This window comes from Microbacterium forte (genome assembly GCF_031885415.1).
GTDB classification, from domain to species: Bacteria; Actinomycetota; Actinomycetes; order Actinomycetales; family Microbacteriaceae; genus Microbacterium; species Microbacterium forte.
Window position 1 is genome coordinate 3717279 of the sequence record NZ_CP116871.1, and the last position, 18157, is coordinate 3735435.

19 protein-coding genes are annotated in these 18157 nt (G+C 68.2%); 17 read left to right on the top strand and 2 right to left on the bottom strand.

The genetic code is table 11. From position 1 onward, the window contains the following. Positions 1-9 precede the first annotated feature (9 nt). Positions 10-1068, bottom strand: coding sequence for a MinD/ParA family ATP-binding protein (locus OB895_RS18050; RefSeq protein ID WP_311878548.1), 1059 nt, complete (start codon positions 1066-1068; stop codon positions 10-12). Positions 1069-1675: 607 nt separating this feature from the next. Here OB895_RS18050 and priA point away from each other — a divergent pair. The 3 genes from priA to OB895_RS18065 are packed head-to-tail and all read left to right on the top strand — an operon-like array spanning position 1676 to position 4023. Continuing rightward, complete coding sequence (priA, locus tag OB895_RS18055) at positions 1676-2422, top strand: bifunctional 1-(5-phosphoribosyl)-5-((5-phosphoribosylamino)methylideneamino)imidazole-4-carboxamide isomerase/phosphoribosylanthranilate isomerase PriA (protein ID WP_079114015.1); 747 nt, start codon at positions 1676-1678, stop codon at positions 2420-2422. Continuing rightward, positions 2406-3230 (top strand): SseB family protein, encoded by an 825-nt coding sequence (locus tag OB895_RS18060; RefSeq protein ID WP_042536539.1) that lies wholly within the window; start codon positions 2406-2408, stop codon positions 3228-3230. Before priA ends, OB895_RS18060 begins: the two co-directional genes overlap by 17 nt. 34 nt (positions 3231-3264) lie before the next feature. Continuing rightward, entirely contained in the window at positions 3265-4023 is a 759-nt protein-coding gene (locus OB895_RS18065) for a DUF3626 domain-containing protein (RefSeq protein ID WP_079113186.1), read from the top strand. A 149-nt stretch (positions 4024-4172) separates the two neighbouring features. On the opposite strand, the gene OB895_RS18070 is transcribed toward OB895_RS18065, so the two are convergent. Further along, positions 4173-4571 (bottom strand): DUF1844 domain-containing protein, encoded by a 399-nt coding sequence (locus tag OB895_RS18070; protein WP_042536542.1) that lies wholly within the window; start codon positions 4569-4571, stop codon positions 4173-4175. A 232-nt stretch (positions 4572-4803) separates the two neighbouring features. Here OB895_RS18070 and infC point away from each other — a divergent pair, with 232 nt between their 5' ends. From infC to pheT, 14 genes are all read left to right on the top strand, one after another. Further along, entirely contained in the window at positions 4804-5454 is a 651-nt protein-coding gene (infC, locus tag OB895_RS18075; protein WP_079113185.1) for a translation initiation factor IF-3, read from the top strand. A gap of 72 nt (positions 5455-5526) precedes the next feature. After that, positions 5527-5721, top strand: coding sequence for a 50S ribosomal protein L35 (rpmI, locus tag OB895_RS18080; protein ID WP_036278714.1), 195 nt, complete (start codon positions 5527-5529; stop codon positions 5719-5721). 32 nt (positions 5722-5753) lie between these two features. Beyond that, a complete protein-coding gene (rplT, locus tag OB895_RS18085; protein WP_029262486.1) occupies positions 5754-6140 on the top strand; it encodes a 50S ribosomal protein L20 in 387 nt (128 codons plus the stop codon). Between the two features lie 102 nt (positions 6141-6242). Continuing rightward, positions 6243-7055: a TrmH family RNA methyltransferase gene (locus OB895_RS18090; RefSeq protein ID WP_079114014.1), complete on the top strand. Its 813-nt coding sequence runs from the start codon at positions 6243-6245 to the stop codon at positions 7053-7055. A 76-nt stretch (positions 7056-7131) separates the two neighbouring features. Next, positions 7132-7800, top strand: a complete 669-nt coding sequence (locus tag OB895_RS18095) for a response regulator transcription factor (protein WP_079113184.1) — start codon at positions 7132-7134, stop codon at positions 7798-7800. 6 nt (positions 7801-7806) lie between these two features. Next, positions 7807-9183, top strand: coding sequence for a sensor histidine kinase (locus tag OB895_RS18100; RefSeq protein WP_079113183.1), 1377 nt, complete (start codon positions 7807-7809; stop codon positions 9181-9183). After that, the gene (locus OB895_RS18105; RefSeq protein WP_079113182.1) at positions 9180-10160 is read left to right on the top strand and encodes a TAXI family TRAP transporter solute-binding subunit; all 981 of its coding nucleotides are present in this window, start codon (positions 9180-9182) and stop codon (positions 10158-10160) included. The genes OB895_RS18100 and OB895_RS18105 overlap by 4 nt, the downstream gene beginning before the upstream one ends. Before the next feature lie 352 nt (positions 10161-10512). Continuing rightward, on the top strand, positions 10513-11262 hold the full coding sequence (locus OB895_RS18110; RefSeq protein ID WP_376708823.1) for an amino acid ABC transporter ATP-binding protein: 750 nt from the start codon (positions 10513-10515) through the stop codon (positions 11260-11262). A gap of 46 nt (positions 11263-11308) precedes the next feature. Further along, the gene (locus OB895_RS18115; protein WP_042536552.1) at positions 11309-12217 is read left to right on the top strand and encodes a glutamate ABC transporter substrate-binding protein; all 909 of its coding nucleotides are present in this window, start codon (positions 11309-11311) and stop codon (positions 12215-12217) included. Between the two features lie 59 nt (positions 12218-12276). Further along, complete coding sequence (locus tag OB895_RS18120; RefSeq protein ID WP_042536554.1) at positions 12277-12933, top strand: amino acid ABC transporter permease; 657 nt, start codon at positions 12277-12279, stop codon at positions 12931-12933. After that, complete coding sequence (locus OB895_RS18125) at positions 12930-13850, top strand: amino acid ABC transporter permease (RefSeq protein WP_042536606.1); 921 nt, start codon at positions 12930-12932, stop codon at positions 13848-13850. The genes OB895_RS18120 and OB895_RS18125 overlap by 4 nt, the downstream gene beginning before the upstream one ends. Positions 13851-13859: 9 nt before the next feature. Next, positions 13860-14498, top strand: a complete 639-nt coding sequence (locus OB895_RS18130; protein WP_153302225.1) for a hypothetical protein — start codon at positions 13860-13862, stop codon at positions 14496-14498. A gap of 49 nt (positions 14499-14547) precedes the next feature. Then, positions 14548-15588 (top strand): phenylalanine--tRNA ligase subunit alpha, encoded by a 1041-nt coding sequence (pheS, locus tag OB895_RS18135; protein WP_079113181.1) that lies wholly within the window; start codon positions 14548-14550, stop codon positions 15586-15588. Continuing rightward, on the top strand, positions 15588-18092 hold the full coding sequence (gene pheT, locus OB895_RS18140) for a phenylalanine--tRNA ligase subunit beta (RefSeq protein WP_079113180.1): 2505 nt from the start codon (positions 15588-15590) through the stop codon (positions 18090-18092). Before pheS ends, pheT begins: the two co-directional genes overlap by 1 nt. The last annotated feature ends 65 nt before the right edge of the window (positions 18093-18157 follow it).

The following is an 18157-nucleotide window of genomic DNA, read 5'->3' on the forward strand; positions in this document are numbered from 1 at the left end:
CGGGGCTGCTCAGAAACCGCGCGCGACCGCGGCTGCGGCCGAGAGCCAGGATCGCTGCGTCGGTGCCGCGAGTGCCCGAAGGCGCAGGTGGCCGTCGACCATCTCGCGGTCGAAGGGAATGCCGACGACCTCGCGCGCGAGAGGCTGGTAACCCGCGATCACGTCCGTCACCTCGGCCGGTGACGCCTTCGGATCGGCCTGGCTGACGATGACCACCGATTCCCGCGCGAGCCGCGCCGAGCGCTCGTCGCGGTCCTCGAGCGCCTCGAGCAGCAGGGCCCCGGCTTCGGCATGGTCATCGCGTGTCGTCGTCGCGACGACGATCTGGTCGGCGAGGTCGATCATCCGCAGCCACATGGGATCGGATTCGTCGTTGCCCGAGTCGATGATGATCAGGCGATAGAACTTGGCCGCGATCGCGTGGATGGAGTCGACGTCGGTGGGCCGGAGCCGGTTCTCGTGCGCGAGTCGGATCGGCTTCGACCGCAGGACATCGTATTTCTCCTGAGGCTGGTGGTGCACGAAGTGCGCGAGGTCCGCAGACTGTCCCTGGGCTCCGAGCAGACGCTGCGTCTGCGGAAGCAGTTCAAGCAGTGTGCGGTCGTGAGCCCCGGTCTCGGTGCGCCAGCCGAGCGTGCCGCGGGTCTGGTTGTTGTCCCATGCGAGTACGCCGGCTCCGCCGTACTGGGCGAAGACCGCTGACAGCAGCACGGTGGCCGGTGTCTTTCCCGCCCCGCCCTTTCCGTTGACGACCGCGACGGTGCGGGGTCCCGGCCAGTGACGGCTTACAGCGTGCTCGTCGTCGCGCACGGCTCGCTCGCGGGCGTTGGGTCCGAGGGAGAATCCGACGCGATTGAGCAGCCCGCGCCCGCCCTGTCGCGCGGGCTCCTCGCGGCGCTCCTCCTGCAGGAACGAGCGTCGTTCTACACCCTGCTCACGCTGCTGACGGCGCGATGATGCCGAAGACGCCGACTCGGCCGCAGCGGCGTTCGGTGCCGGCGGGGGCGCGGTGGTCGGCGCCGGCAGCGGCGGGGTGGGCGGGACGCCGGGGGTCTGGTGCTGCGGCACGCCATTCGCCGGGGTCGGCGTCGACGTCGGCGGGATGTTCGGGGCAGGGGCAGGGGCAGGGGCAGGGATCGGCGCCGCAGGGCTCGCCGCGGAACGGGCGTCAGCACCGGGAGCGGCAGGGCTCTGCGGCCCCGCCCACGCAGCGGGAGGCGGTCCGGGAACCGAGGGGGCTGCAGGCGGTCGGGAGATTGGGTCGGAGGGGCTGACCGCTCGGGGAGTGCCGGCCGGCGGAGTCTCGGCAGATGCTGCCGCCCACGCCGCCGCCGCGGCTGCGCGCGTCCCGGGCAGGGGCGGGATCGACGGCGCGTCGCCGTTCAGCGGTCGCTGGCGTGCATGGTCGGGATTCCCTTCCGGTGCGACCGGCCGCTGTGCGCCGTCATCCGGAGTCTCGGGAGGCAGCGCATTCCCGCGCCGCAGGGGTCCGCCTCCTCGCGGTTCCGCATCGCGCACCATGCAACATCTCCTCACCGACCGAACAGGGGCGTCATCGAGGCTACCGCGTGGCACACGATGTTCTCAGCCGTCATCGTTTTGGAGCGGGCGGATGCGCGGGCTAGTGTCGATTCTCGTGCCGGTGAATCGGCTCTCCATCTCACCTGAGGACGTCATGAACGACTTCGCGCAGTCTCCCTCTCTCACTCTGCTCCCCGCCGTCGATGTCGCCGGCGGCAAGGCAGTCCGTCTCACCCAGGGTGAAGCCGGCACCGAGACCAGTTACGGCGACCCGCTCGACGCCGCGGGGGAGTGGGTCGCGCAGGGCGCGCAGTGGATCCACCTCGTCGACCTCGATGCCGCCTTCGGTCGCGGCAGCAACGCCCCGATCCTCCGCAAGGTCATCAAGCAGTTCAAGAACGTCAACGTCGAGCTGTCCGGCGGCATCCGTGACGATGCGACGCTCGAAGCGGCTCTCGAGAGCGGCGCGACACGGATCAACCTCGGCACGGCCGCGCTCGAGAACCCGGAGTGGGCTGCCGACGTGATCGGCCGCTTCGGCGAGGCGATCGCCGTGGGACTCGACGTCCGCGGCACGACGCTGGCCGCACGCGGCTGGACGAAGGAAGGCGGCGACCTCTGGGAGGTGCTCGAGCGCCTCGAGGATGCCGGTTGCAGCCGCTACGTCGTGACCGACGTCACGAAGGACGGAACGCTCAAGGGCCCGAACCTCGAGCTGCTCCGCGAGGTCACCGCCCGCACGCCGAAGCCTGTCGTGGCCTCCGGGGGCATCTCGAGCCTCGACGACATCGCCGCGCTTCGCGAGCTGGTGCCGCTGGGTGTCGAAGGTGCGATCGTCGGCAAGGCGCTCTACGCCGGCGCCTTCACGTTGGCTGAGGCTCTGGATGTCGCAGGGGACTGACGACGCCTGCAGCCCCGGCTCACAGGGCCACGGCTCACAGGATCATGCCTCGCCGAAGCAGGGAGACTCCGCAGGTGTGCCCTGGGAGGGGCGCAGCTTCGAGTCGAATCCGCATGCGGGGGATGACGGCTCCGCGGACCCGGCGCTTCTCGACGCCCTCCTGCGATTCCGTGCAGGTGAGGGCGCTCAGAGCGAGGTCGTCGACGCGTTCCGCACGGCACGGGTGCTGATACCTCTGGTCGCCGAGAAGGGCGAAGAGGGCGTCGCCCCCAGCGGTCTCGCGGTCGACAAGACGCAGGAGCTCTCCATCGTGACGGTGGCTGCGCCGGACGGTCGCCGGGTGCAGCCGGTGTTCTCCTCGGTCGAGGCGATGCAGCGCTGGGACGCCACGGCGCGACCGATTCCGGTCGACGCAACGCGCGCCGCACTCGCGGCGTCCGCGGACGACACCGACCTCATCGTGCTCGATCCGACCTCCGACACCGAGTTCGTCATCCGTCGCCCGGCAGTGTGGGCGATCGCGCAGGGGCACGGCTGGGAGCCGAGCTTCCTGTCCCCCGAGGTGTTCGGCGCCCTCCAGGCGAGCGTCGCGCACGAACTCGCGGTGATCGATGTCGCAGTCGCCGCCGGCGACCCGGATGCGCGCCTGCGCGGGCCAGAGCTCATCGTCATCCTCGAGCTGGTCGACGGCCTCGAACGCGAAGTGCTCGACGCCGTGCTCGCCCGCCTCGCACAACGCTGGGCGGCGGACGACCGCATCGCCGTGCTCGCCGACTCGCTGACCGTCAAGCTCCGTCGTTCGGCCTGACCGGAGCAGCGCACCCCATCGCTAGGGTTGCTGCATGCCCGTCGCCGTCCTCCTGCACTTCCATCCGGATTGGCCCTTTCGAGACGGCACGGTCATGGATGCGATGGCGAGGGACGGCCGGTATCGTTCACAGTTCGAGACGGGGACGTCGAACGGCGGGCTCACTGCGCATCGGCAAGGCGATCGGTGGCGTTGGGAGAGCCGTCTGTTCGACGGGAGATACGACGCCGGCGCGCCCCACGCGAGACCCGTGTACGGCGCGCTCGACCTCGGCGACGCGCACGGAGCATCCCCACGATTCGGGTCGTCGTTCGTCCGGCTCCGCCCCGAGGCGGCTGCGCGTGCCACGTTCTGCTACCCGGACTCGGTCTTCGAGCCCGACGGCGTCGTCGACCTCCATGGCGTCGACGCTCTGGTCGAGCAGATGCGATCGGGTGACCTCGACCCGCTGGACCGCTACGTCGAGGCGCACGTTCACGGGGGAGTCGACTTCGCGGTGGATGTCGAGGAGATCGTCCTCGACCCCTGCTTTCGCGACTCCGACGCACATGCCGCCGCCGCTCGGCTCGCAGCGGTCGACTTCCATCCCGGTTTCAGGGCTGACACGGCCGCCCTCGATCCGAGGTATCGCGGAGCCGAGTACGTCGAACTGGCGAGGAGTCTGTCGGACGAACTGACGCCCGACGTGGTCGGAGCGGCAGCGCGCTCCGGCATCCATGAGCCGCAGGCGCTGAAGCGGGTCTGGCATCTGCTGGCGCGTTTCGGACGCAGTCCGTCGCATGCGCCCCACTGACTCGTGTGTCGTCGTGGTGCGCGCCGCCGACCGGACCATCTGGGAACCCTGCGACGGAGCCCGCGATGCTCCTGGAACACGGACCGCAGCATTCTGACGCTCAGGTCAGCCGCGTCCCACGGGATCCAGGAGCCCGCCACACGCGGTGACTAGTTGACCGGCCCGGTCCACTTCTCGCCCGGACCCTTGCCGATCGGGTCGGGGATCGTCGATGCCTCGCGGAACGCGAGCTGCAGTGAGCGCAGCCCGTCACGCAGGGAGCGTGCGTGCATGTCGCTGATCTCGGGCGCGCCGGCGGTGATGAGACCGGCCAGAGAGTTGATGAGCTTGCGAGCTTCGTCGAGATCGAGCTGCTCTGCCGCGTGCGGGTCGTCGGCGAGGCCGAGCTTGACGGCTGCCGCGCTCATGAGATGCACGGCTGCGGTGGTGATGACCTCCACCGCCGGAACGTCTGCGATGTCCCGGGTGGCGGAAGATGCCGCCTCCTCCTGCCGTGCCCAGCGCTCTTCGCGCTCGCGTGCAGCCTCGTCCGATGCCTGGTTCGTCACTTCGCCTTGCCTTCTGTTAGACTGTGTCGGGCTCCGGAGCGTCATGCTCCGGTACGAAAGAGGATTCACTTCCCACCCGCGCTTGCCGTTCCAGGCTACCGGGTCTTGCACTCCACCGGATCGCGTCGTGAGGCTGATCCGGCAGGCAGGGTGCATAGCCGGCGTCTGACTGCCGGTGGGTGGGGGACGATTCTGATTTCGCCCGGGATGCTGACTGCGTCCTGGTGGCTGAATCCCATCGTCTAAGGAGTTACGCATCAGCGATCCCCGCACCAATGAGCGCATCCGCGTCCCCGAGGTCCGCCTCGTCGGCCCCGCGGGTGAGCAGATCGGCGTCGTCCGCATCGAGGCGGCGCTGCGCCTTGCGCAGGAAGCCGACCTCGACCTCGTCGAGGTCGCACCGAACTCGAAGCCGCCCGTGGTCAAGATCATGGACTACGGCAAGTTCAAGTACGAAGCCGCCCAGAAGGAGAAGGAAGCTCGCCGCAACCAGGCGAACACCATTCTCAAGGAGGTCCGCTTCCGACTGAAGATCGAGGCGCACGACTACACGACCAAGCTCAAGCGCGCCGAGGGCTTCCTGAAGGCCGGCGACAAGGTCAAGGCCATGATCCTGTTCCGCGGCCGCGAGCAGTCGCGTCCCGAGCAGGGTGTCCGTCTTCTCCGCAAGTTCGCCGAGGACGTCGCCGAGCTCGGAACCGTCGAGTCGAACCCGACCATCGACGGTCGCAACATGGTGATGATCGTGGCTCCGCTCAAGAGCAAGTCCGAGGCCAAGCAGGAGCAGAACGCGGTTCGCGACGCCCAGCGCGCAGCGAACAAGCAGGCCGCCCGCGAAGCCAAGAGCGACACCGATGCCCCGGCCGAGGCCGCAGCGGAGTAACTCCCGCCCCCAGACTCCCGCACCGCGGGTTGACACCGTCGCCTGAGAAGGCGCCATACGAAGGAAGAGAAGATGCCGAAGCAGAAGACCCACTCGGGTGCTAAGAAGCGCTTCAAGATCACCGGCAGCGGCAAGCTGAAGAAGCAGCAGGCCGGTATGCGCCACAACCTCGAGCACAAGTCGAGCCGGCGCACCCGTCGTCTGAACCAGGACCAGGTGCTCTCGAAGGCTGACACCAAGACGGCCAAGAAGCTTCTCGGCCGCTGACGCGCCCGACGCACGAATAGGAACACAGGAAAATGGCAAGAGTCAAGCGGGCGGTAAACGCCCACAAGAAGCGTCGGGTCATCCTCGAGCGCGCAAAGGGTTACCGCGGTCAGCGTTCGCGCCTGTACCGCAAGGCCAAAGAGCAGGTCATCCACTCGCTGGTCTACTCGTACCGTGACCGTCGCAAGCGCAAGGGCGACTTCCGTCGTCTCTGGATCCAGCGCATCAACGCTGCTGCACGCCAGAACGGCATCACGTACAACCGCTTCATCCAGGGCCTCGGTCTTGCGGGTGTCACTGTCGACCGTCGTATGCTCGCCGACCTCGCGGTCAACGACGCAGCGACCTTCACGACGCTGGTCGAGACGGCGAAGAAGGCTCTGCCCTCTGACGTCAACGCTCCGAAGTCCGCTGCGTAAGCAGCTCTTCACCACAGAGGACGCTCTCCTTCGGGAGGGCGTCCTCTGTCGTTCCCCCGGCGTTTGCGCAGGAACACCTCTGCCGTTCTCTAGACTGTGAACGTGCTGGAGAACCCCCGTTCGCCCCGAGTCCGTGCCGTCGCCAAGCTGACCAAGCGCAGCGCGCGAGCAGAGACAGGTCTGTACCTCCTCGAAGGACCTCAGGCGGTTCGAGAGGCGCTGACCTACAGCCCCGAGGCGATCGTCGAGTTGTTCGCGACACCGACCGGCTGGGAGAAGCATCCGGACATCCGCGCGAAGGCATCGGATGCCGGCATCGACGTCGAGCACGTCACCGAGTACGTGCTGAACGCGATGGCGGACACGGTCACGCCGCAAGGACTGGTCGCGGTCGTCCGGCAGGCACCGACCTCCGTCCGCGACATCTTCGCGGACTCCCCGCGTCTCGTCGCGATCTGCGAGGAGATCAGGGACCCGGGAAACCTCGGCACGATCATCAGGGCCGCCGACGCGGCGGGGGCGGATGCCGTCGTGCTCACCGGACGTACGGTCGACCCGTACAACCCGAAGGTCGTCCGTGCCACGACGGGGTCACTGTTCCACCTGCCCGTGGCGGTGGGAGCCGAGCTCGCCGATGTGGTCGAGAAGGCGCACGCCGCCGGTCTTCAGATCCTCGCGGCGGATGTGAAGGGCGACGATCTGCTTCGGGCACGCGCGGACGGAGTCCTCGCCGAGCCGACGGCCTGGCTGTTCGGCAACGAGGCGCGGGGTCTCGAGGACGACGCGCTCGACCAGGCCGATCAGGTGCTGAAGCTGCCGATCTTCGGTCGGGCCGAGTCGTTGAATCTGGCCACGGCCGCGAGCGTCTGCCTCTATGAGAGCGCTTTCGCGCAGCGGGCGGCATCCTCCGCCTGATCGCAGGCGGCGAGGCGCTCTCTCGCTCTGCTGGTAGGTTTGTCCCTGCTCGAGCGGAGAAGGGGACCCAGGGTCGATGCAGATTCTGATCGTGGAGGACGACGAGCGCGTCGCCGCCGCACTCGAGGCATTCCTCGCCCGATCGGGCTATGCGTCCGTCCGAGCGGCAGACGGTGCGTCCGCCCTGCAGCTGCTGGGTGCCGACACCGAGGTCGTGCTCCTCGATCTCGGTCTGCCCGACGTCGACGGCATCGATCTCTGCCGCCGGATCCGCGGTCGCTCCGAGGTTCCGATCGTCATCGTGACAGCGCGCAACCAGGTCACCGAGCGCATCAGAGGGTTGCGGGCCGGAGCCGACGACTTCGTCGTCAAGCCCTACGACGTGCACGAGCTCCTGGCTCGCATCGAGGCCGTCACCCGACGTTCGAGACCGGTGCGGCCAGAGTCCGAGGCGCGTGTGCTCCTGCAGGATGGCGAGGTGGAGATCGACCTCGTCGCTCGTCAGTTGCTCATCGACCGGGCACCGATCGAGCTCACTCGCAAGGAGTTCGACATCGTGTCGGTGCTCGCCCGGTACCCCGGTGTGGCCGTGCCGAAGGAGAGACTCATCCGCGAGGTCTGGAACACCGACTGGCGCGGGTTCGGCCACTCTCTCGAGGTGCATGTCGGCGCCATCCGCAAGAAGACGGGCCAGCGTCGTCTGATCGAGACCGTGCGCGGTGTCGGCTATCGGCTGGCCGGGTAGCCGTCGATGCGCAGACGTCTGGTCGTCGTGTTCCTCGTGCCGCTCGTCGCGATCCTCCTGTCGCTGGGCGGCGCGACGGCCTGGAGCGCGACCCGCAGCATCCAGCAGGCGTTCTACACCGAGCAGCTCGGCGACCTGGGATACTTCGTGACGAGTGCACGACAGGCGCTGCGGTCGGGGAGCGCGACCGTGATCGACGCCGAGGTCGAGCGATTCCACGCGGTGTACGGGATCGACGTCGTCGTGTTCGATCTCGCCGGCGGCGTGTGGGCCTCGGGAGTGGACGCGGCCGAGGTGCTGCCCGACGACGATGCCGCACGCGTCGGCCTCGCGCTCTCGGGGCGGCGGGCCGAAGCTCCTGAGCCGGTGTTCCCCTGGATCGCGGCCGAGTCCTCGCTCGTCGAGCCGGTGTTCGATGACGGCGACGTCATCGGCGCCGTCATGCTCTCCGCCGACGTCGAGGCGCCGAGGACGGAGATCCTGCGGCAGATCCTCGTGCTGTCGGCGGTGTCGGCGGTGTCGATCGGACTGGGCGTCTTGCTCGTGTTCCAGCTCGCCAGGTGGGTGCTCTCTCCGGTGCGTCGTCTCGACGAGGCGATGATCGCGATCGAGCGGGGGGAGATGGACGCCAGGGTCGCGGAGGACACCGGACCACCCGAGCTGCGCCGGATGACCCGCGTCTTCAACGGCATGGCGGATGAGATCGAGCGCGTCATGACGCGCCAGCAGGAGTTCGCGCTGAACGCCTCGCACGAGCTCCGCAACCCCCTCAACGCTCTGCTTCTGCGCGTCGAGCACCTCTCGACCGGCCTCGATGACGACTGGAAGGACGACGTCGAGGAGACGAGGGAGGAGGGACGCCGCATGGCTCGCATCCTCGAGACGCTCCTCGGGCTCGCGCGGGGCGGACGCTCTGACACCACGATCTCGGCCGTCGATCTGACGACTCTCGCGGCCAGGCGCGCCGAGGCCTGGAGCGAGGTGGCCTCTCACCGGGGGATCCGCACGCTCTCGACGGGGGACGCCCCGGTGATGAGCGTCACCGATCGCACGATCGTCGAGAGCGCGCTCGACGCGGTCATCGACAACGCGGTGAAGTTCTCTCCATCCGACACCGTCGTCGAGATCGGATCGCACCGCAGTGAGGGACTCTGCGTGCTGACCGTCCGCGATCACGGCCCTGGTCTGACTCGCGAGCAGGCCGAGAACGCCGCCGACCGGTTCTGGCGGAGCGACGACAGCGGCGGGGTGCCCGGTTCAGGGCTCGGCCTCGCGATCGCCACCGACCTCCTGGCGACGATCGGTGGCGAGCTGAGGGTCGACACGCCGCAGGACGGCGGACTGCTGGTCTCGCTGCTGCTGCCGGACGGAGCTGCGGAATGAGCCGGCGCGGCAACCGCCACGCCCGCTGGCGCAGGATCGCGGCTGCGGTGGCCGTGCTGGTGATCGCAGGCGCGAGCAGTGCCTGCAGCACCCGGTCGGACGAATGGGGTGACTCTCAGTACGCGATCGCCGGAGGGGGATCGAACGGGGTGTACTACGCCTACGGTGCGGAGGTCGCTCGCGAGCTGTCCGGCTCGCTGGGCGTCCGCGTGGAGGTGGCAGAGACCGCCGGGTCGGTCGACAACCTTCTTCGGGTGAGTTCGGGGGAGGCTCTCCTCGGCTTCGCACAGGGGGATGCCGCGGCGGACGCGGTCGCGGGTGCCGGGGCATTCGACGAGGCGCTGCCGGTGCGGGCCGTCGCCCGCCTGTACGACGAGTACCTCCACGTGGTCGTGCGCGCCGACTCGGACATCGTCGACCTCGGAGACCTGGCGGGAAAGACCGTGTCGCTCGGCGCGGAGAACTCGGGCGTCAACGTCATCGCCGCACGAGCCCTGGATGCCGCAGAGGTCGACATCGCGTCGATCGCGGATCCGCAGCTCGACCTCAGCGCGTCGATCAGCGCACTCGAGGGGTCGGGCATCGACGGATTCTTCTGGGTGGGTGGCATCCCGACCCCCGGCATCGCCGAACTGGCGAAGACCACCCCCGTGCGGCTGGTGCCGGTGCAGCAGACCTGGGTCACCGCGATCAACACGCGCTACTCCGACGCATACCGTCCGTCGGACTTCCCCGTGGGCCTCTACGGGCTCGACGAGTCGGTGCCGACGATGGCGGTCCCGAACTATCTGGTCACCTCGTCCGACACCCCCGACGGCATCGTGCGAGACGTTCTGACGAGCCTCTTCGACGGCCGCACGGATATCGCGCAGCGGGTGCCGGTCGCCTCTCTGCTCGACCGGAGACAGGCGATCTTCACAGGGCCGGTCGACCTCCACCCCGGTGCGATCGAGTACTACCGAGACCAGCGGGACTGAGGCCTCAAGAAATCCTCAAGAAGTCTCATGCCGGCATGCTGCTCTGCCAATGTGGTGGTCGATCGCGCTCGATTCGACGGAGAATTCAGATGCCACAGAGCCCACGCCCTTCACTCGGGCGCGCTCTCGGTCGTTTCCGGGGATCGTCGTGCGAGCGGATCCGGTCGGAGGCTTGCTGCAACGTTCTACTCGGGGGAGGAACCGCGCAGCAGGGACGCCCCCACGGTTCGCGGGGGCGGACCGTGGGGCACTCCGGCATCCGGACGGGATTCGCCTCTTCGCGTGGTTACGAACGTGTAAATGTCGACGGATCAATGTGGAGCCACGTGATCGACCTGGCTAGTTTGGAGAAATGATGACCTCTGGTAAGCCTCTCGTCGTGGTCGACAACGTCCAGAAGCACTATGGCGACTTCCAGGCGCTCACGGATATCGACCTCACCGTGAACGCCGGCGAGGTGGTCGTGGTGATCGGCCCCTCCGGCTCGGGCAAATCGACCCTGTGTCGCACCATCAATCGACTCGAGACGATCACGAGCGGCACGATCAGCATCGACGGCAAGGCGCTGCCGGCGGAGGGCAAGGGACTCGCGAACCTGCGAGCCGACGTCGGCATGGTGTTCCAGTCGTTCAACCTCTTCGCGCACCTCACGATCCTCGAGAACGTCACGCTGGGCCCGATCAAGGTCCGCGGCATGAAGAAGGCCGATGCCGACAAGGAGGCGATGATGCTGCTCGAGCGCGTCGGCGTCGCCCAGCAGGCGTCGAAGCTCCCCGCTCAGCTCTCGGGCGGACAGCAGCAGCGCGTCGCGATCGCCCGTGCCCTCGCCATGCAGCCCAAGGTCATGCTCTTCGACGAGCCGACCAGTGCGCTCGATCCCGAGATGATCAACGAGGTCCTCGACGTCATGGTCGAACTCGCCCGTGACGGCATGACCATGATCGTCGTCACCCACGAGATGGGCTTCGCGCGCAAGGCTGCCAACCGCGTCGTGTTCATGGCGGACGGGAAGATCGTCGAAGAGGCGACACCCGAGGAGTTCTTCACCAACCCGAAGAGCGACCGCGCCAAGGACTTCCTCTCCAAGCTCCTCACGCACTGACGAGCTTCACAGACCTTTGCACACACAGCACACGAAGGAGACGCACATGCGACGCACACGCACACTGGCAGGAATCGGGATCGCGACGGTGGCACTGTTCGCGCTGACCGCCTGCAACAGCGGCAGCCCGTCCGACCCCGGCGCCGGAACCGGCGGCGACGAGGGCGAGGACTCCACCTGGTTCGAGGTCGCCGAGGACGTGCAGCTCGAGGGCAGCCCGACGTTCGACGCCATCCAGGAGCGCGACAAGGTCGTCGTCGGCGTCAAGGAGGACCAGCCAGGACTCGGCTACCTCGACGTGACGACGGGGGAGCGCACCGGCTTCGACGTCGACATCGCTCGGTGGATCGCCGCATCGCTCGGCTACGACGAGGACAAGATCGAGTTCAAGCCGATCGCCTCGGCGAACCGCGAGCAGGCGATCACGAACGGTGACATCGACTACTACGTCGGCACCTACTCGATCAACGACAAGCGCAAGGAGCTCATCGACTTCGCCGGCCCGTACTTCATCACCGGCCAGGGACTCCTGGTCGCCGCTGATGCTGACGACGCCGAGGCGCTCGAGGACTTCAACGGCAAGACCGTCTGCTCTGCGACCGGCTCGACGCCGATCCAGAACATCAAGGCGAACTTCCCCGAGATCAAGACGCAGGAGTACGACCTGTACTCCGCCTGCGTGCAGGATCTCATCGACGGCAAGGTCGACGCTGTGACCACTGACCAGGCGATCCTGATCGGCTACGCAGCGCAGTACCCGGACGACGTGAAGGTCACCGGCGGCCTCTTCACCGAGGAGCGCTACGGTGTCGGCCTCACGAAGGGCGATGACGCGCTGCGCACGCACATCAACGAGCTCTTCACCGACAACGGCGACATCTGGCAGGCGATCTTCGACGCGAACCTCGGTTCCAGCGGCATCGAGGTCGAGCAGCCCGAGGTCGACGCGTACTGATCGACATGGGCGGCCTCCTCAGGGAGGCCGCCCACTCATTCTGAAGAAGGGAGGGTGGCGTGGACGTCATCTTCGGCAACCTCGACCTGTGGGGACAGGCGATCAGCAACACGCTGATCGTGTTCTTCGCCGGCGGGATCATCGCGCTGATCCTCGGCCTCATCGTCGGGGCGATGCGCGTGTCTCCGGTGCCCATCGCGCGAGGCGTCGGCACCGTGTACGTGAACACCGTGCGCAACACCCCACTCACCCTCGTCTTCTTCTTCTTCATCTTCGGGTACCCGCAGCTCGGGCTTCCCGATCTGTCGAACCTCGTGCTCGGCATCCTCGCCATCGGCATCTACACGGCGACCTATGTCGCCGAGGTGCTGCGGGCCGGAATCAACACGGTCCCGGTCGGCCAGGCTGAGGCGGCGCGCGCGATCGGGCTTCCCTTCGGCCAGGTGATGGGCCTCGTGATCCTCCCGCAGGCGTTCCGCTCGGTGGTGCCTCCGATGATGAGCGTCTTCATCGCCCTGCTCAAGAACACGACCGTGGCGGCCGGATTCTCGGTCGCCGAACTGGCGGCACTGCGTTCGACCATCAACGACTCGGCCGATCGCCCCGGCAACCCGATGGAGGTCCTCCTCTGGGTCGCGGTGGTGTTCGTCGCCCTGGTGCTGCTGTTGAGCTGGCTGCAGCGATATCTCGAGAACCGATGGAGGATCGCGCGATGAGCTCTGTACTGTACGACGTCCCGGGGCCCCGGGCGATCGCCCGCAACCGCGTCATCGCGGTCGCCACCGTCATCCTCGTCCTCGCCGCTCTCGGCTTCATCGTCCTGCGGATGGTGGAGACGGGCCAGTTCTCGGCGGAGAAGTGGTTCGTCTTCACGTTCTCCAACGTGTGGATGGGCATCTTCAAGGCGCTCGGCAACACCCTCGCCGCGTTCGCGCTCGCCGCGGTGCTCAGCATCGTGCTGGGATTCGTGCTCGCGATCGGTCGGCTCTCCGACCACGCCTGGGTGCGGATCCCGGTGACCGCGATCACCGAGCTCTTCCGCGCGGTCCCGGTGCTGGTCTTCATGATGCTGCTGTACTACGGACTGCCCGTGGTCGGCGTCAAGATGGACCCGTACTGGGCGGTCGTCATCGCGCTGATGGCGTACAACGGCTCCGTGCTCGCAGAGGTGCTGCGGGCCGGTATCGAGTCCCTGCCCCGCGGGCAGAAAGAGGCCGGCTACGCGATCGGACTCCGCAAGAGCGGCGTCATGCGTCTCATCCTGCTGCCGCAGGCGATCCGGGCGATGCTCCCGGTGATCGTCGCCCAGCTGGTCGTGACTATGAAGGACACCGCTCTCGGGTTCATCATCACCTACCCGGAGCTGCTGTACTACGCGAAGCAGCTGACGTCGCAGCAGGGTCGTCCGATCCTGCAGTCGGCGTTCGTCATCGGCGGCATCTACATCGTCATGTGCCTCATTCTCTCCGGCATCGCGAAGTGGGTGGAGATCAGCACCCGTCGTTCGCCGAAGGTCAAGGCGATCCAGGCAGCCGGGGACCCGCGCCAGCACGGCGACGGCACCAACACCGAGCTCATCACCCTGCAGCGCGGGGGCGGGGTCGCGGGCGGGGACGGCCCCGGCCCGGTCTGAGCGTCCGTCGTGATGCGCGTCGAGCCGGTCTCCGCCTATCCGCCTGCGACGAGCCGCACGCTCGCGGAGTGGATGGATGCTGACCTGGCCGCGCTGCATGGCGCGGACTCCCGGTCTCGGCTGCGTGAGGTCGCCGATGCCCGCGCGATGCGCCGTGGGATGTGGGCCTCGTTCCTCGCGCTCGGCTCGTCGTCCGTCGTCGTCGGGCTCGTCCTGCTGGCGGTCGGTATGCCGCCGTCGGCATACGTGCCGTCGATGATCGTCGGTGGCATCGTCGCCGTCGTCTCCGGCGTGTTCCTCGCACGGGTGAGAGGCTGGATCCCGAAACCCGGCACGTCGCACACGACCCGGGGTGCCGGCTCGCTCGGAGGCGGCCTCATCGCCGCAGCCAGCATCTTCGGGGCGCTCAACGTCTTCCTGATCCCCGGAATCGTCTCCTCGGTCGACCCGGTGCCGCTCCTCGTCCTCGACGCAGGATTCGCACTCCTGCTCGTCTCGGTGTTCGTGATCCCGGCCGCGGTCATCGGCAGGGGGCGTCAGACGCTGCGTCGCGAAGCGGCGCGGGACCAGCGACTCGTGGCCGCGCTCGAGCGCGATCGGGTCACGTGGGTGCCCCTGGTCGCAGTGCCGATGTTCGGCCCGCTCTGAGCCCGGCCCCGGGAAGGAGCAGCCCGCCGTCCCGGTAGACTCCTGTCTCGTGTCTGAGTCTCCCGAAATCACCCCGGAAGCGGTCGAAGCCGCCGTCGCGGCCGCACTCGAAGCGATCACTGCGGCCGCCGATACCACCGAGCTGAAGGCGGCGAGAGCCGCTCATGTCGCGGACGGCTCGCCTCTCGCCGTCCTGAACGCCTCGATGCGGCAGGTGGCTCCCGAGAACAAGGCGGCCTTCGGCAAGCTCGTCGGGCAGGGGCGCGGTCAGGTCACGAAGGCCCTCGCCGCCAAGGAGGAGGAGCTGGCAGCCGCCGAGGTCGCCGCCCGTCTCGAATCCGAGCGCCTCGACATCACCGCCGTTCCTTCCCGGACCCGCGTCGGTGCGCGGCATCCGCTCACTCTGCTCAGCGAGCAGATCTCCGACATCTTCGTCGGCATGGGCTGGGAGATCGCGGAAGGGCCCGAGCTCGAGCACGAGTGGTTCAACTTCGACGCGCTCAACTTCGACGTCGACCACCCCGCTCGCCAGGAGCAGGACACCTTCTACGTCGACCCGCCCTCGCGCCACCTCGTGATGCGCACGCACACGAGCCCGGTGCAGGTGCGCTCGATGCTCGACCGCGACGTGCCGATCTACGTGCTGTGCCCCGGTCGCGTGTACCGCACCGACGAGTTCGATGCGACGCACCTCCCCGTCTTCACGCAGTTCGAGGGGCTGGTCGTCGACAAGGGCATCTCGATGGCCCACCTCAAGGGCACGCTCGACCACGTCGCGCGTCAGCTTTTCGGACCGGAGGCGAAGACGCGCTTCCGCACGAACTTCTTCCCCTTCACCGAGCCGTCGGCCGAGCTCGACCTGTGGCACCCGACCTTCAAGGGCGGCGCCCGCTGGATCGAGTGGGGCGGCTGCGGCATGATCAACCCGAACGTGCTGCGTGCGGCGGGGATCGACCCCGACGTGTACAGCGGCTTCGCCTTCGGTATGGGCGTCGAACGCGGACTCATGTTCCGCAGCGATGTGCAGGACATGCGGGACATGGCAGAGGGCGATGTCCGTTTCAGCGAGCAGTACGGGATGGTGGTGTGATGCGCGTCCCGCTTTCGTGGCTGCGTGAGTACGTCGATCTGGCAGCGGATGCGACGCCCGAAGACGTTCTGGCGGCGATGGTCACCGTCGGCTTCGAGGAGGAGGATATCCACCGCTTCGAGATCTCGGGTCCCGTCGTGGTCGGACAGGTCGTCTCCCTCGAGGGGGAGCCGCAGTCCAACGGCAAGACGATCAACTGGTGCCAGGTCGACGTCGGCGAGGCGAACGGCGGCATCCGCGGGATCGTCTGCGGAGCGCACAACTTCGTCGCCGGCGACAAGGTCGTGGTGACCCTGCCGGGCGCTGTGCTGCCTGGGCCGTTCCCGATCGCCGCCCGCAAGACCTACGGTCATGTGTCCGACGGCATGATCGCCTCGGCGCGGGAGCTCGGTCTGGGTGACGAGCACAACGGCATCCTCGTTCTCGCCGACCTCGGAATCGACGCTCCCGTCGGCACCGACGCGATCAGCCTGCTCGGTCTCGACGATGTCGCGGTCGAGATCAACGTGACGCCCGACCGCGGGTACGCGTTCTCGCTCCGAGGTGTCGCACGCGAGTACTCGCACGCCACCGGAGCGACGTTCCGCGACCCGGCCGAACGCGACTTCGCCGAACTCCAGCCCGGAACCGGTCACACGGCGATCGTCGACGACGCCGCCCCCGTGCGCGGCCGCGTCGGGGCGAGTGAGTTCGTCACCCGTGTCGTCCGCGACGTCGACCCGTCGCGCCCGACCCCGCCGTGGATGATCGCTCGCCTGTCGCTCGCCGGCATGCGCTCGCTCGGCATCCTGATCGACATCACCAACTACGTGATGCTCGAGCTGGGGCAGCCGCTGCACGGATACGACCTCGACAAGCTTTCGGGCGGCATCACGGTGCGCCGTGCGACCCCCGGTGAGAAGATGACGACTCTCGACGGCCAGGAGCGAAAGCTCCACGTCGAGGATCTTCTGATCACCGATGGATCCGGGCCCATCGGCCTGGCCGGTGTCATGGGTGGTGGCACGACCGAGATGAGCGACACGACGCGCAACGTCCTCATCGAGGCAGCGACGTTCGACCCGGTGACGATCGCGCGCACGGCGCGTCGTCACAAGCTCCCCAGCGAGGCGTCCAAGCGCTTCGAGCGCGGCGTCGACCCTCTGGTGCCGTTCGTCGCGGCTCGTCGAGCCGCCGACCTGATGGTCGAGTTCGCCGGCGGCACGCTCACCGAAGAGGGTGGCGCGCTGTTCGCCGAGGTCTTCGTCGCCGAGATCGAGCTGCCGCGAGGATTCGTACAGGGACTCATCGGGGTCGACTACTCCGACGACGAGATCGTGGGCGCGCTCACGACGATCGGTGGCGAGGTCACCGAGACGGATGCCGGCTGGGTCGTCATCCCGCCGACCTGGCGCCCGGACCTCACCGACAAGTGGTCTCTTGCTGAAGAGGTCGCGCGCATCCACGGTCTCGACCGCATCCCCTCGGTGCTGCCGACGCCTCCGTCCGGCCGCGGCCTGACGCCGCACCAGCAGGGGCGACGTCGCGTGGCTGACGCGCTCGCAGCAGCCGGTCTCGTCGAGACGCCCTCCTTCCCCTTCACCACCGACGCCGAGAACGACCTGCACGGTTCGGCGTCGGGAGAGCACCTGCCCAGCATCCGGCTCGCGAACCCGCTCGACGGCTCTGCTCCGTTCCTGCGTCGGTCGCTCATCCCGGGACTGCTGCAGACCGCGCATCGCAACATCTCGCGCGGCCTCACGGATCTCGCGCTGTTCGAGACCGGCGTCGTGTTCCTGCCCGAGCCCGGTGTCGAGTACGGCACCGATGATGTTCCGCCGCTCGGCGTGCGTCCGTCGGACGAGACCCTCGCCGCGCTGAACGCGTCGATCCCGCCGCAGCACCGCCACGTCGCGGCGCTGTTCACGGGCAATGTCGTGGCACGCCAGCCCGGCCGTGCGGCTGAAGCGGCCGGTCTGTCGGAAGCGCTGGACGCGGCTCGCGTCATCGCCGCAGCTGCCGGCGTGGACATCGAGGTGGCCCAGGGCGAGCGCGCGGCACTGCACCCCGGGCGCACCGGCGTGCTGTCGGTCGGCGGCGTCGAGGTCGGCTATGTCGGAGAACTCCACCCCGACGTCGCAGCGGGAGCAGACCTGCCGGGTCGCGCGACCGTGCTCGAGCTCGATCTCGACGGAATCCTCACGCTGGCGAACGCGCGTGCGGTCGCCGCCTCGCTGTCGACGTTCCCGGCCGCCACGCAGGACGTGTCGCTCGTGCTCGGGGCTGACGTCCCCGCCGGCGACGTCAAGGCTGCGCTGGCCGACGGCGCAGGAGAGCTCCTAGAGGCGATCCGACTCGTCGACGACTACCGCGGAGACGGCGTCGCGGAAGGGCAGAAGAGTCTCACCTTCGCTCTGCGGTTCCGCGCGGACGATCGCACGCTCACCGCGGCCGAGGCGACCGAGGCGAAGCTCGCGGGCGTCGCTGTCACGGCCGAGCGCTTCGGCGCGACGCTGCGCGACTGACTCAGCGCTGCGCGGACTGCATTCCGGTACGGGATGCGGTCCGCCACGCAGCGGTCGTGGCGTCG